The sequence below is a fragment of the Haloferax sp. SDI50 genome (assembly GCF_059802635.1).
In genome coordinates, this window is record NZ_JBPULL010000001.1 from 1,612,989 (window position 1) to 1,625,300 (window position 12,312).

Below are 12,312 nucleotides of genomic sequence, written 5' to 3' on the forward strand. Positions count from 1 at the left end.
CGCCCGGGGCTACGATTCGTCGCGGGAAGTAGCTCAGGGGTTCGAGCCAGCGTCCGAGTCCGGCTTCGGAACGACCTGATTGCGGAGCGTTGGCGTTTCGCCGTCCGACGCCGACGCCAGTCGTTCGACGTTCTCGGCGAGGATGTCGGCGACCCGCGTCCAGTAGTGCGGCGTGTGACCGGAGACGTGCGGGGTGATGTAGACGTTCTCGAAGCCCCAAAGCGGGTGGTCTTCGGGCAGCGGTTCGGGGTCGGTCACGTCGAGCGCGGCGGCGCGGAGGCGGTTGCTTCGGAGGTGCGAGACGAGGGCGTCGGTGTCGACGATACCGCCGCGCGCGACGTTGACGAGGACGGCGTGTTCGGGGAGCGCGCTCAGCGCCCGGCCGTCGATGAGTCCGCGCGTCTCGTCGGTCAGCGGGCACGCGACCACGAGGAAGTCGGTGCGGACGAGCGCCGATTCGAGGTCGTCGAATCCGAGCACTTCGTCGGTCGGGCCGCCCTTTTCGGGCGTGTAGCGAACGCCGACGGTCTCGACGCCGAACGCGTCGAGTCGCTCGACGACTGCCTGTCCGATAGCGCCGAGACCAACCACGGTAGCCGTCGCCCCCTGTAACTCGCCGTACGACTGGAAACTCCGCCACTCGCGTCGTCGCTGGCGGCGGAGGCCTTCGTCGAGTCGGCGGGTAATCATGAGCAGCCACCCGAGGACGTGTTCGGCGATGTTGGGGCCGTGGACGCCGGACGCGTTGGTGACGCGGACGCCCCGCTCGCGGAGTGTGTCCAGCGGGAGGTGGTCGTAGCCGGCGGTCGCGCCGGCGAACAGTCGGAGGTCGTCGGCGGCGTCGAGCACCTCGTCGGGGAGCGACGTGCCCGTGATGACGGTCGCGTCCGTCGCGGCGTCGAGCGTTTCGGCGGTCGTCTTCGGGTGGCGCACGGTCGCGTCGGGCAGGCGCTCGCGGAGGGCCGCGGCGTACTCCGACGCCGGGATGCCGTGCGTGGGACGGTCGAGGACGAGAATCGTGGTCATCGAGTGCGCTGTCGAGGGCCGAGCCGATAGGTGTTGGCCCCGAACGCGACGGATAAAGCCTTTACCGGCGCGACGGCGTAGGAACGCACAATGGTACTCGACAATCTCGGGAGTTCCCTCCGCGGCAGTCTCGATAAGCTGCGCGGGAAGTCCCGCCTCGACGAGGACGACGTTCAGGAGATCGTCAAGGAGATTCAGCGCTCCCTGCTCTCCGCCGACGTCGATGTCAGCCTCGTCATGGATCTCTCGGACTCCATCAAGACCCGCGCGCTGGAAGAGGAGCCGCCGGGCGGCACGAGCGCGCGCGACCACGTCCTGAAAATCGTCTACGAGGAACTCGTCGACCTCATCGGCGAGTCGACGGAGATTCCGCTCGAATCGCAGACCATCATGCTCGCCGGCCTCCAGGGGTCGGGGAAGACGACCACCTCCGCCAAGATGGCGTGGTGGTTCTCGAAGAAGGGGCTTCGCCCCGCGGTCATCCAGACCGACACCTTCCGCCCCGGAGCGTACGACCAGGCCAAGCAGATGTGCGAGCGCGCCGAGGTCGACTTCTACGGCGACCCCGACTGCGACGACCCGGTCCAAATCGCCCGCGAGGGGCTCGAAGCGACCGAGGACGCCGACGTGCACATCGTCGACACGGCCGGTCGCCACGCGCTCGAAGACGACCTCATCGACGAAATCGAGGAGATAGAGGGCGTCGTCCAGCCCGACCTGAACCTGCTCGTCCTCGACGCGGCAATCGGGCAAGGGGCGAAGGAACAGGCCCAGCAGTTCGACGAATCCATCGGCATCGGCGGCGTCGTCATCACCAAACTCGACGGGACGGCGAAGGGCGGCGGCGCGCTGACCGCCGTCAACGAGACCGACTCGTCCATCGCCTTCCTCGGGATGGGCGAGACGGTCCAGGACATCGAGCGCTTCGAGCCGAACGGCTTCATCTCTCGGCTGCTCGGCATGGGCGACCTGAAACAGCTCTCCGAGCGCGTCGAACGCGCCATGTCCGAGACCCAGGCCGAAGACGAGGACTGGGACCCCGAGGAGATGATGAAGGGGAACTTCACCCTCAAGGACATGCAAAAGCAGATGGAGGCGATGGACAAGATGGGGCCGCTCGACCAGGTGCTCGACATGATTCCGGGCTTCGGCGGCGGCATCAAAGACCAGCTTCCGGACGACGCGATGGACGTGACAAAAGACCGGATGCGCGCGTTCGAGGTCATCATGGACTCGATGACCGAGGAGGAACTGGAGAACCCCCGGAAGGTCGGCGCGTCCCGCGTCAGGCGCATCGCGCAGGGGTCGGGACAGGACGAGGAGACGATTCAGGAACTGCTCGAACAGCACCGCATGATGGAACAGACCATCAAGCAGTTCCAGAACATGGGCGACGGCGACATGCAGCGGATGATGAAGAAGCTCCAGAACCAGGGTGGCGGCGGCGGTGGCGGCATGGGCGGTCTCGGCGGCATGGGGCCGTTCTGAACACGCACGATTTCTTCGCCGCGGTTTCTGTGCTTGCCCGCGCGAGTTCCTCGCCTCGCTGCGCCGCGATACCGCCGACTTTTAACGCTCGGGGCCGTCGCACCCCACAATGACCGTGCGAGACGTGGCGGTCGAGGCCTACAAGGAAGCCTTGCCCGCGCTCGCGGCCAGCCTCGTCGGCGGCCTCGTCGCCGGCGTCGTCCTCGGGGGGATGCGGGCCGAACTCCGGGCCGTCCCGGGGCTGCTCGTCCTCGTTCCCGCGCTCTTGGCGACCCGCGGGAACGTCTACGGCTCGCTCGGCGCTCGCATCGCCACCGCGCTCCATCAGGGGCTCATCGAACCCCGCGTCACCGGCGGCGACGAGCGCCTCCGGGCGGCCGCGACGGCCGCGCTCGCAAACGGCGTGCTCACGAGCACGTTCGCCGCCGTCGTCGCGTACTTCCTCCTCACGCTTCTCGGCAGCCGGGTCGCGCCGCTTCCGATTCTCGTCGGCGTCGCCATCGTCGCCGGCCTGCTGTCCGGCATCGTCCTGACCGTCGTCGTCGTCAGCGTCGTCTTCGCGGGCTACCGCCGCGGACGCAACCCCGACACCATCGTCGGCCCGGTCGTGACCACCACCGGCGACGTGTTCGGCGTCCTCTTTCTGCTCATCGCGGTCCGAACCGTCCTCGCCGTCGCGGGGGTGTTCTGAGTGCCGACCGAGTGGACCGTCCGCGCCATCACGCGGGCGATGCTCCCGGTGCTGCTCGTGCTCACGCTCGTCGAACTCGGCAGCGGCCTCGTTCTCGGGAGCTTCGAGGCGCAACTGTTCCGCTACCCGTCGCTGCTCGTGCTCGTCCCCGTCACCATCGGGACCGCGGGCAACCTCGGGAGCGTCCTCGCGGCGCGACTCTCCACGTCGTTCCACCTCGGGACGCTCTCGTTTTCGCCCCGCGACGACGAACTCGCGGGCAACGCCGTCGCCACGCTCGCCCTCGCGGTGACGGTGTTTCCCGTCATCGGCGCGGGCGCGTGGGTCGCCACGCTCCTCGTCTCCGGCGACACGTCGCTGGCCCTCCAGCGGGTCGTCCTCGTCGCCTTATCGAGCGGGATTTCGCTCGCCGTCCTCGCGGTCGTCGTGACGTTCTCTTCGACCTACGTCGCCTATCGGTTCGGCCTCGACCCCGACGACGTGGTCATCCCCGTCGTCACCAACCTCTGCGACGTGCTGGGGGTCGTCGTCCTGTTCGGGGTGGCGCAGGTGCTCGTCTGACCCCGCTGCCCCCGACGTTCGAACGCCTCCCGCCGACCGACGCCGATTAGTTCGCTCGGCACCGACCGTCGGTCGTGCAGCCGTCGGCCGTCCTCCCGGTGCTGTTCGAGGTGCTCCCGCGAGTCGCGCGCATCGCCGCCTACATCGCCGTGGGCGTCTTCGCCGCGAACCTCGTCGTCGCCTTCGGCCTCGTCGAGCGCATCGCCGGGCTCTCGCGGTATCTGACGAGCCCCGCGAACCTCCCCGACGAGGTGGGGACGGCCATCGTCACCACCGCCGCCTCGACGACGGCGGGCTACGGGATGCTCGCGGAGTTCCGCGAATCGGGCGTCCTCGACGACCGGGCGACCCTCGTCGCCGTCACCATCAACACGTTCTTCGGCTTCGTCCAGCACATCTTCACGTTCTACTGGCCGGTGCTCATCCCCATCCTCGGCCGCGAGGTCGGCTTCATGTACGTCGGCGCGCGGGCGGCCATCGCGCTCGCCATCACCGCGACCGGCGTCGTCGCCGGCGCGGTGCTCCTCTCGGACCGTCACACGACCCCGGTCGCCGTCGCCGAGACCGATGGCTCGGGCGGCGCGGTCGACGCGGCGGCCGCCTCGGACGGCGAGACGACCGACTCAGTCGACGCGGACGACACCGACGACTCCCTCCGAGAGATGCTCGAAGACGCCGCTCGGAGCACGTGGCAGAAGCTTCGACGCATCGTCCCGCGACTCGCCGTCGTCTACGTGGCCGTCACGCTCCTCCTGCGGACGACCGACCTCGAATCGTTCGCGGCGCTCGCCAGTCCGCTGACGAACCTCGTCGGCCTGCCGGGCGCGGCCGTCCCCGTCGTCGTCGCCTTCGCGTTCGACACGACGACCGGCGCGGCGACCATCGCGCCCGCCATCGGCGAGACGTTCACGCCGAGACAGGCCGTGGCGACGATGCTCATCGGCGGCATCATCTCCTTCGCCGTCTCGACGTTCAAGCGGTCGATTCCCTTCCAGTACGGCATCTGGGGCCCCGAGTTCGGGTCCAAGGTAATCGCCGTCAACACGGGGCTGAAAATCGTCTTCATCGCCGTCGCGGTGGCGCTGTTGGTCGCCTGAGTAGCAAGGAACGTCCCCGCCGCAGTCGGCCGAGCTAGCGGTCGTTCGGGTCGACCGGCCGCCCCTCTTCGGTCGGCGGCGCGATGTAGTCGATGACCTCGTCGACGGAGGGGTCGCGGACGGTCACGTGCACTTCGATGTCACCGAGTTCGTCGGGGTTACCGACGGAGAAGTTGACGACGCCCTTGAACGCGGCCTGCTTTTTCAGCGCGAACGAGAAGCCGTCGTCGTCGCGGCGCTTGGCGAACTCGCGGCGGGCGGTGTCGAGGATGGCCTGCTCGTGGAGGCGTTCGGAGAAGCGCTCCAGCTCGTGGGTTTCGCCGACGAGCTGTCCGGGTTCGTGGTCGAGTTCGACGCCGGGGAAGATGTTCTCGACGGCGTCGCCGACGCGGTCGGTGACCTCGGTGTCGCGGACGGGCACCTCGATGCGGACGTCGACGCTGTAAATCATGCTCACGCGTCGGCCTCCGCGAGCGCTTCCGGCCCCTCTTCGAACAGCTTCGTGATGGTTTCGCGGTACTCAGCCAGCGTGCCGGTGTTCTGGATGACCACGTCGGCGCGGTCCATCGCGTCGCCCATGCCGAAGTCGAGTTCGCGGCGTTCGCGCTTTTTGAGCGCCTCCACGTCGGTGTCGCTGTCGTCGCGGTCGCGGTCGAGCAGGCGCTCGGCGCGCGTCTCGAACGGCGCTTCGACGCTCACGAGGACGAAGTCGTCGCCGAACGCCTCGCGGAAACGGTCGAGTTCGACGCCCGACCGAAGCCCGTCGACGAGCACCACGTCGTTCGATTCGAGGTGCTGTTCGACCATCGGCAGCGAGCGCGCCGCGATGGCGTCGTCGCCCTCTTCCTCGCGGAGCGCGGTCGCTATCTTCCCGTGGTCCGTCGCGGGGTCGAGGCCGCGCTTGCGACACTCCTCGCGGATGACGTCGCCCATCGTCACGACGGGTACGCCCGCGTTGCGGGCCACCTCGGCGAGTTCGCCCTTGCCGCTTCCCGGCAGGCCGACCGTCCCGATGACTCTCATAGCCGGTGTTACCGCGTTGGCGCTGTTAAAGCCTCCCTTCACGTCGCTCCGGGTGGCGGGTTTCGCCGTTTCCCTTCACCCCGCTCCACCTCACCTCGACCACCCCGTCGCTTTTCGCCTCGCCCCGCGTACTACGCCTATGTCTCAGCGCTCGTTCGTCGTCCGCGCCCTCTGGTTCGTCTTCGTCGGCTGGTGGGCGACGCCCGCCGTCGTCAACGTCGCGTGGTTCCTGAACGCGACCGTCATCGGCATCCCGCTCGGCGTCGCGCTCATCAACCTCGTGCCGACGGTGCTCTCGTTGAAGGAGCCGAAAGCCCGGCTCGACCCCGACTCGGGCCGCGGCCAGCGGTCGGTCGTCGTCCGCGCCGTCTACTTCGTGTTCGTCGGCTGGTGGCTGAGCTGGATCTGGGCGAACGTGGCGGTGCTGTTCACGCTCACCATCGTCGGCCTCCCGGTCGGCATCTGGATGCTCAACCGGCTCCCGGCGGTCACGTCGCTGTACCGGTTCGACGGGTAGGTCGGGACGGGGAGAACCCGATTCGTTTTTCTTGCAGGGACGGTTTGTGGGCATCGAGGGCGCGTAGCTCAGTCGGACAGAGCGTCGGACTTCTAATCCGATGGTCGCGGGTTCGAATCCCGTCGCGCTCGCTCGTCGCCTTCGGCTCCTCGCTCGCGCGACGGACATCGCAAACGCTTCGCGTTTGCTCAATCCCGTCGCGCTCTTTTCGTTGCAGTAGACCGCCGAGCGACAGCGTCGGCGGTCTCGCCTTCTCCTGCCCTGAACTGTCTCTGTTCTCGACGACTACCGGAGCCTGCTCCCGGATACTCGTTGGCCAGTTGGGTTAGAAAATCAACATTTTATTGGTCGAGCGACACGATACGCCTCACATGGACGTTCTCGGCATCGTCGCCGCGGCGGTCGTCTTCGGCGTCGCCGCCTACAATTTCGCGACGAGCCTCGGCGGCCGATTCGCGAGACTCCTGTTCGGGTGTCTGGGCGTCGTCGCCGCGACGCTCTACGTCATCGAACAGTTCGGACTCGCGGCGTCGCTCGGACTGAACGTCGCTCACGGCCTCCAACTCGTCGCGGCCCTGCTCGTGGTCTCGGCGCTGGTCGATTTCCTCGCCCGGCGCGCCGAGGCGGGCGATTCCGGGTCGTCGTGAACGCCGCGACTCTCCTCCTATTCTCATTACGCGTCGTCCAGTTGTCCCGTGTATGGTCTTCGCGTCGGATTCCCCGTTTAGCGGACGGTTCGAACAGACGATAGACGACGCGGTCGTCTACGGCGACGCCGAGATGGAGTCCGTGCTCCACGAGGGGCCGGTCCGCGTGCTCGTCAACGGCTGGGTCGAGGTACCGGGCGGCCGGTATCTCTCCCCGCACGCGGTCCACCACATCGACACGCGGGTGTCCGAGTGATGTGGAGTCTCAGACAACGGCCAACTCCCGACCGCAGCCGGGGCACTCGTCGTCGACGATAGTCACCGGCGCGTCGCAGTCCGGACAGAACTCGCGGTAACACGCCCTGTCTCCCATACGTACCGCTATCACGGGAACGGTGGTGAACGTTGGGGCGAACCGGAGCGCCGAGCGTCGGCCGGCCCGTCACTCGTCATCGACGTCTTTTCCCGGACCGGCGAAGTTCGCGCCGAGTTCGGCACCGTAGCGTCGGGCGTAGACGCCGGGGGCTGCGAGGAGGTCGCTTGGCGCGCCGGATTCGACCACGACGCCGCCGTCGATGACGTGGACGCGGTCGGCGTCGCGGACGGCGGCCGCGCTATCGGTCGCCACGACGAGCGGGGCGTCCGGTCGCCGCATCGCGGCGAGGGTGGCGCGAAGCTGTGACGGGGAGGAACTGTGCGGCGCGCGGACGAGCGGGCCGGCTCCGTGGAGGAGCGGTCCCGCGAGCGCCGCCGCCTCGGAGACCCGAGGCGCGACGACGGCCAGAAACGGCGGCCGAGTCGCGGGCGTGACCGCGTCCGAGTCGGCGTTGGTCGCCGGGCTCTCGGGTGGGGACATACAGGATGACAGAGGAGGTCACGGGAAATAAGTATGGAGTCGGATACCGGCGTTTCACGAATCCTCTCGGACGTTTTATATAGATTCGTCAACTTCTGTTGCGAATCGAATATCGATACGACAACAGTCTCGCGGCGTCAGACGACGGCGCGATGCGGGCGCTCGATTAACGGCATCCCAACCGGCGCGTCCGCGGGCAAAGCAGCTGCTAACGGGTGTAAAGCCGCAAAAAACGTCGTGAATTTGGCCGAGCGAGTCGAGTCGATGCGAAGTCAGGGTGTGAGTGGTGTAGGCCTATCTGGGGGTGCTCACATCGCACCGCCCATGCCGCCCATACCGCCCATACCGCCCATGCCGCCGCCCATGCCGCCGGGCGCGCCGCCGTCGTCGTCGTCGCTGCCGGTCTGGCCACCGGAGAGGTCGCCAGCCGCGATGACGTCGTCGATGCGGAGAATCATGACTGCGGCTTCGGTCGCGGACTCGATAGCCTGGGTCTTGACGCGGAGGGGCTCCACGACGCCCTCTTCTTCCATATCGATGACCTCGCCCGTGTAGGCGTCGAGGCCGGCTGCGAACTCGCCGCCGTCGTGGCGCGAGCGCAGGTCGACGAGGGAATCGATGGGGTCGAGACCGGCGTTCTCGGCGAGGGTGCGCGGGATGATGTCCAGCGCTTCGGCGAACGCCTCGACGGCGAGCTGCTCGCGGCCGCCGACGGAGTCAGCGAACTCGCGAAGCTGCAGGGAGAGCTCCGTCTCGGGAGCGCCGCCGCCGGGGAGGACCTTGCCGTCTTCGAGCGTCGTGCGGACGACGCCGAGGGAGTCCTCGATGGCGCGTTCGAGCTCGTCGACGACGTGTTCCGTGCCGCCGCGGAGGATGAGCGTGACGGACTTGGCGTCCTCAACGTCCTCGACGAAGATGCGCTCGTCGCCGCCGACGTCCTTCTGACCGACGGAGCCGGCGAAGCCGAGGTCGTCGGCCTCGATGTCGTCGAGGCTGCTGACGACCCGGCCGCCCGTCGCGCGGGCGAGGCGCTTGAGGTCGGAGGACTTGGCGCGGCGGACCGCGAGGATGCCCTCTTTGGCGAGGTAGTGCTGCGCCATGTCGTCGATGCCGTCACCGACGAAGACGGCGTCGGCGCCGACCTCGACGAGCTGGTCGACCATCTCTTTCAGCTGCTTTTCTTCCTGGTCGAGGAACTGCTGAAGCTGGTCGGGGTCCGTGACGTTGACTTCCGCGTCGATTTCGGTCTCGCGGACTTCCAGCGCGTCGTCGAGGATGGCGATGTTCGCGTCCTCGACGGCGTAGGGCATGTTCTCGTCGACGCGCTCTTTGTCGACGATGACGCCCTCGACGAGTTCGGAGTTGTCGATGGTGCCGCCGACGACCTTCTCGATGGAGACGTTGTCGGTGTCGATACCGCCTTCGTCCTTGACGGCCAGCACGGCGTCGACGACGAGTTCAGCGAGCAGGTCCTTCGCGGACTCCGCACCCTTGCCGGTCATCGCCGTCGCGGCGATCTTCTGGAGGGTCTCGCGGTCGTCCTCGGTGACTTCGATGGCGTTGTCTTCGAGGACTTCCTTGGCCTTCTCGGCGGCCTGACGGTAGCCCTGCGCGATGGTCGTCGCGTGGACGTCGGAGTCGAGGAGGTCCTCGGCCTGGTCGAGGAGTTCACCGGCGTTGATGACGGCCGTCGTCGTGCCGTCTCCGACCTCGTCCTCCTGCGTCTCGGAGACTTCGACGATCATGTTGGCCGCGGGGTGGTCGATGTCCATCTCCTTGAGGATGGTGACGCCGTCGTTCGTGACGACGACCTGCCCGCCGGAGTCGACGAGCATCTTGTCCATCCCTTTGGGGCCGAGCGTCGTGCGTACGGCCTCTGCGACGGCCTTCCCGGCCGTGATGTTCATCGACTGCGCATCCTGTCCGGATGTGCGCTGGGAGTCTTCGCCCAGAATGATCATGGGCTGACCCTGCTGCATTCGCTGGCTCATAGTCATCGCTTGATTGTTTGTGATTCTATAAAAAAGCTTCGTTTATTGGTATGCCAAAACGCAACACGGTGGGGTGGTCGAGACTCGGAGACGGCGGTCGATTTCGGCGGTTTATGTGCGGCTTTCGCCGGGCGGTCTCGCCAGTCCCGAAGCGGGTGCGGTGAAAAGACGATGCGGGCGAGTGCCGTGTCGGCGGTGGACTCGTCGGCGGTGGCGTCTCAGTTGTTCTGCCGGACGTTGAAGCCCTGGGTCAGTTCGTTGTGCTTCCGTTCGAGGAAGGAGTACACCGCGCCGTGGGGGGCACCGTCGAGAATCATCTCGACGGCCCGGCGGACGACCTCGACCTCCTCGGGCTGGCCGATGATGCCGAGCGTCGAGCCGTAGATAACCACGTCGGCACCCGTCAGCTCCTCCATGAGCTCGCGGGTGCGGCCGTTCTCGCCAATGAGGCGGCCCTTCTGTCGCCGCATGTCGTTTTTGTTTCGGGTGTGCCGGTCGATATCGATGAGTTCGAACATCATCATGTCGTCGTCGAGGAGCGCCATCGCGTCCTCCGGGGCGAAGCCGCGGCCGACCGCTCGAACCACGTCGGGAGCGACCATGCCGAGTACGGGGTCGCCGACGCTGTCGATGGCGACGCTGCCGTTCTCCGAGTCCACGTCGAGTCGGACTTCCGCGCGACTCTCTATCTCTCGGAGCGTCGAGCCACCTTCGCCGATGAGAACACCGATACGGTCCTGCGGCACCTTGACGTGCTGCATATCACCCGATACCCGTCGGAGTGGTTTAAGCGTTCGCTCGGCGGGTCGCCGCGTGTCTCGGTCGCACACCCGTCTCGCGGCGGGTCTGGGTTGCTACTCGTCTCCGTCTCCGTCCTCGCCCTCGTCGGCCGTGACGAACTCGTACAGCGAGTCGCCGTCGGCGTCGGCCCCCTGCCGCCGGAAGAAGTTGGCCACGTTGCGGCAGTCCCGCCGGAGGAACTCCTCGGCGTTCGGGTGGTGGACCGTGACGGCCTGTCCGAGGTCGATGACGACGAGTTCGCCGTCGTGGATAATGAGGTTGTACTCCGAGAGGTCGCCGTGGACGAGGCCGGCGCGGTGGAGTCGGCGCATGTACTCGCGGACCACTTCGTAGGCGGTCTGCGGGTTCTCGACGCGCACCTCCGAGAGCCGCCGCGCCCGGTCCTCGACGACGCCGACGAGCTCCATCACGAGGACGTTCCGCTGGACCGCGATGGGTTTCGGCACGCGGACGCCGGCGCGCTGGGCGCGTTCGAGGTTGGCGAACTCCTTTCTGACCCACGCGCGGACGACCTGTCCCTTGTCGTGGCCGATGTTCTCGAAGCGCGGGTCGCCTTCGAGATAGTCGCGCATGTGCCGGAAGTCGGAGGCGTTGATGCGGTATATCTTGACCGCCACGTCCGCGTCGTCGCCGCCGAGCGCCTCGAAGACGTTGGCCTCCTTGCCCGTCGAAATCGGCCCGCCGAACGCGTCGATGTAGCCGTCTTGGACGAGTTTGTAGATGGCGGCGAAGGTCGCGTCGTCGAACACCGACTGCTCGACTTTGAACTGGTCGGCGTCCTTCAACCGCATCCGGAACTCGTCGAAGTCGCGGTCCTTGCGGCGCGCGATGCGGTCCGCCTCGTCGTCGGAGACGTCTATCTCCTCCCACTCGTCGCCGAACGCCTCGCCCTCCTGGGGTTCGACCATGCCGAACTCGTCAGTCATTGGACTAGGGCTACGAGAGGCGAGATGAAAAGGGCACAGGCTCCGACTTCGGGTCGCTTGGCAGACAATCGGCGCTGTCTCGCACGCGTTACTGGATGTGGCCTTCGCGGCGGAGCTGGTCGGCTTCGGACTTCTCGTAGCGCCAGCTCACGTCGGCTTTCTCGTCCTGCCAGTCCCACGGCTCGACGAGCACCACGTCGTCCTCTCGAATCCAGATTCGCTTCTGCATTCGGCCGGGAATGCGAGCGGTCCGCTCGACGCCGTCGGCACAGCGGACGCGAATACGATTGGCCCCGAGCATGTTCGTCACGACGGCGAACACTTCGTCGTCGTTCGGCATTCGAAGGTCTCGGCGGCTCTCGTTCTCGTCGTCGCTCATGCGCGAGCGTTCGACGTGGGCATGGTTAAATCCGCCGACGTTCGGCCGGTAGGAAGCGTCCGACGGAACGACGCGTTTAGGGCCGTCCCGACCCGCCGTCTCGTATGCTCGACAAACTCGGCACGAAAGGCATCGCCGGCGTCGTCTCGCTGCTCGTGGGTATCGGTATCGTCGCCTCTCAGGCCCCCGTCGTCGCGGCGGGCCTCGCGTTCGTCGTCGCCGGGCTCGGCCTCGTCGCCGGCGGCCTCGCCGAGGGCGTCATGAAGATGTTCGGGATGGCCTGACGGGCCTTCGACTCCGGCCCTCGGC

16 protein-coding genes and 1 tRNA gene are annotated in these 12,312 nt (G+C 67.2%); 9 read left to right on the forward strand and 8 right to left on the reverse strand.

The features are described from left to right. Positions 1-33: 33 nt before the first annotated feature. On the reverse strand, positions 34-1,026 hold the full coding sequence (locus ACSR87_RS08320) for a D-2-hydroxyacid dehydrogenase (RefSeq protein WP_498530156.1): 993 nt from the start codon (positions 1,024-1,026) through the stop codon (positions 34-36). A gap of 90 nt (positions 1,027-1,116) precedes the next feature. Between ACSR87_RS08320 and ACSR87_RS08325 the strand changes: the two genes are divergently transcribed. From ACSR87_RS08325 to ACSR87_RS08340, 4 genes are all read left to right on the forward strand, one after another. Continuing rightward, positions 1,117-2,514, forward strand: a complete 1,398-nt coding sequence (locus tag ACSR87_RS08325) for a signal recognition particle protein Srp54 (RefSeq protein ID WP_498530157.1) — start codon at positions 1,117-1,119, stop codon at positions 2,512-2,514. Between the two features lie 109 nt (positions 2,515-2,623). Next, positions 2,624-3,205, forward strand: a complete 582-nt coding sequence (locus tag ACSR87_RS08330) for a magnesium transporter (protein WP_498530158.1) — start codon at positions 2,624-2,626, stop codon at positions 3,203-3,205. Then, a complete protein-coding gene (locus ACSR87_RS08335; protein ID WP_498530159.1) occupies positions 3,206-3,766 on the forward strand; it encodes a magnesium transporter in 561 nt (186 codons plus the stop codon). A 74-nt stretch (positions 3,767-3,840) separates the two neighbouring features. After that, positions 3,841-4,863 (forward strand): nucleoside recognition protein, encoded by a 1,023-nt coding sequence (locus tag ACSR87_RS08340; protein ID WP_498530160.1) that lies wholly within the window; start codon positions 3,841-3,843, stop codon positions 4,861-4,863. A gap of 34 nt (positions 4,864-4,897) precedes the next feature. Here the strand turns inward: ACSR87_RS08340 and ACSR87_RS08345 are convergent, their stop codons facing one another. Both ACSR87_RS08345 and ACSR87_RS08350 read right to left on the reverse strand, forming a co-directional pair. Next, positions 4,898-5,314: an RNA-binding domain-containing protein gene (locus ACSR87_RS08345; RefSeq protein ID WP_049922186.1), complete on the reverse strand. Its 417-nt coding sequence runs from the start codon at positions 5,312-5,314 to the stop codon at positions 4,898-4,900. A 2-nt stretch (positions 5,315-5,316) separates the two neighbouring features. Next, a complete protein-coding gene (locus ACSR87_RS08350) occupies positions 5,317-5,886 on the reverse strand; it encodes an AAA family ATPase (protein ID WP_004045240.1) in 570 nt (189 codons plus the stop codon). Between the two features lie 139 nt (positions 5,887-6,025). Between ACSR87_RS08350 and ACSR87_RS08355 the strand changes: the two genes are divergently transcribed. From ACSR87_RS08355 to ACSR87_RS08370, 4 genes are all read left to right on the forward strand, one after another. After that, entirely contained in the window at positions 6,026-6,403 is a 378-nt protein-coding gene (locus ACSR87_RS08355) for a YccF domain-containing protein (RefSeq protein ID WP_498530161.1), read from the forward strand. 57 nt (positions 6,404-6,460) lie between these two features. Beyond that, positions 6,461-6,534, forward strand: a tRNA-Arg gene (locus ACSR87_RS08360). 240 nt (positions 6,535-6,774) lie between these two features. Then, entirely contained in the window at positions 6,775-7,050 is a 276-nt protein-coding gene (locus ACSR87_RS08365; RefSeq protein ID WP_498530162.1) for a hypothetical protein, read from the forward strand. 52 nt (positions 7,051-7,102) lie between these two features. Then, the gene (locus ACSR87_RS08370) at positions 7,103-7,306 is read left to right on the forward strand and encodes a hypothetical protein (protein WP_498530163.1); all 204 of its coding nucleotides are present in this window, start codon (positions 7,103-7,105) and stop codon (positions 7,304-7,306) included. Positions 7,307-7,492: 186 nt separating this feature from the next. Here ACSR87_RS08370 and ACSR87_RS08375 read toward each other — a convergent pair whose 3' ends face one another. From ACSR87_RS08375 to eif1A, 5 genes are all read right to left on the reverse strand, one after another. Continuing rightward, the gene (locus ACSR87_RS08375; protein ID WP_498530164.1) at positions 7,493-7,906 is read right to left on the reverse strand and encodes a hypothetical protein; all 414 of its coding nucleotides are present in this window, start codon (positions 7,904-7,906) and stop codon (positions 7,493-7,495) included. A 308-nt stretch (positions 7,907-8,214) separates the two neighbouring features. Further along, on the reverse strand, positions 8,215-9,867 hold the full coding sequence (gene thsA / locus ACSR87_RS08380; protein WP_004065681.1) for a thermosome subunit alpha: 1,653 nt from the start codon (positions 9,865-9,867) through the stop codon (positions 8,215-8,217). Between the two features lie 248 nt (positions 9,868-10,115). Beyond that, positions 10,116-10,658, reverse strand: a complete 543-nt coding sequence (locus tag ACSR87_RS08385; protein WP_004065679.1) for a KH domain-containing protein — start codon at positions 10,656-10,658, stop codon at positions 10,116-10,118. 93 nt (positions 10,659-10,751) lie between these two features. Beyond that, a complete protein-coding gene (gene rio1, locus ACSR87_RS08390) occupies positions 10,752-11,624 on the reverse strand; it encodes a serine/threonine-protein kinase Rio1 (RefSeq protein ID WP_498530165.1) in 873 nt (290 codons plus the stop codon). Between the two features lie 88 nt (positions 11,625-11,712). Next, the gene (gene eif1A, locus ACSR87_RS08395) at positions 11,713-12,003 is read right to left on the reverse strand and encodes a translation initiation factor eIF-1A (protein WP_004045248.1); all 291 of its coding nucleotides are present in this window, start codon (positions 12,001-12,003) and stop codon (positions 11,713-11,715) included. A gap of 104 nt (positions 12,004-12,107) precedes the next feature. On the opposite strand from eif1A, the gene ACSR87_RS08400 reads away from it, so the two are divergent. Then, positions 12,108-12,287, forward strand: coding sequence for a DUF7470 family protein (locus ACSR87_RS08400; protein WP_004065675.1), 180 nt, complete (start codon positions 12,108-12,110; stop codon positions 12,285-12,287). The last annotated feature ends 25 nt before the right edge of the window (positions 12,288-12,312 follow it).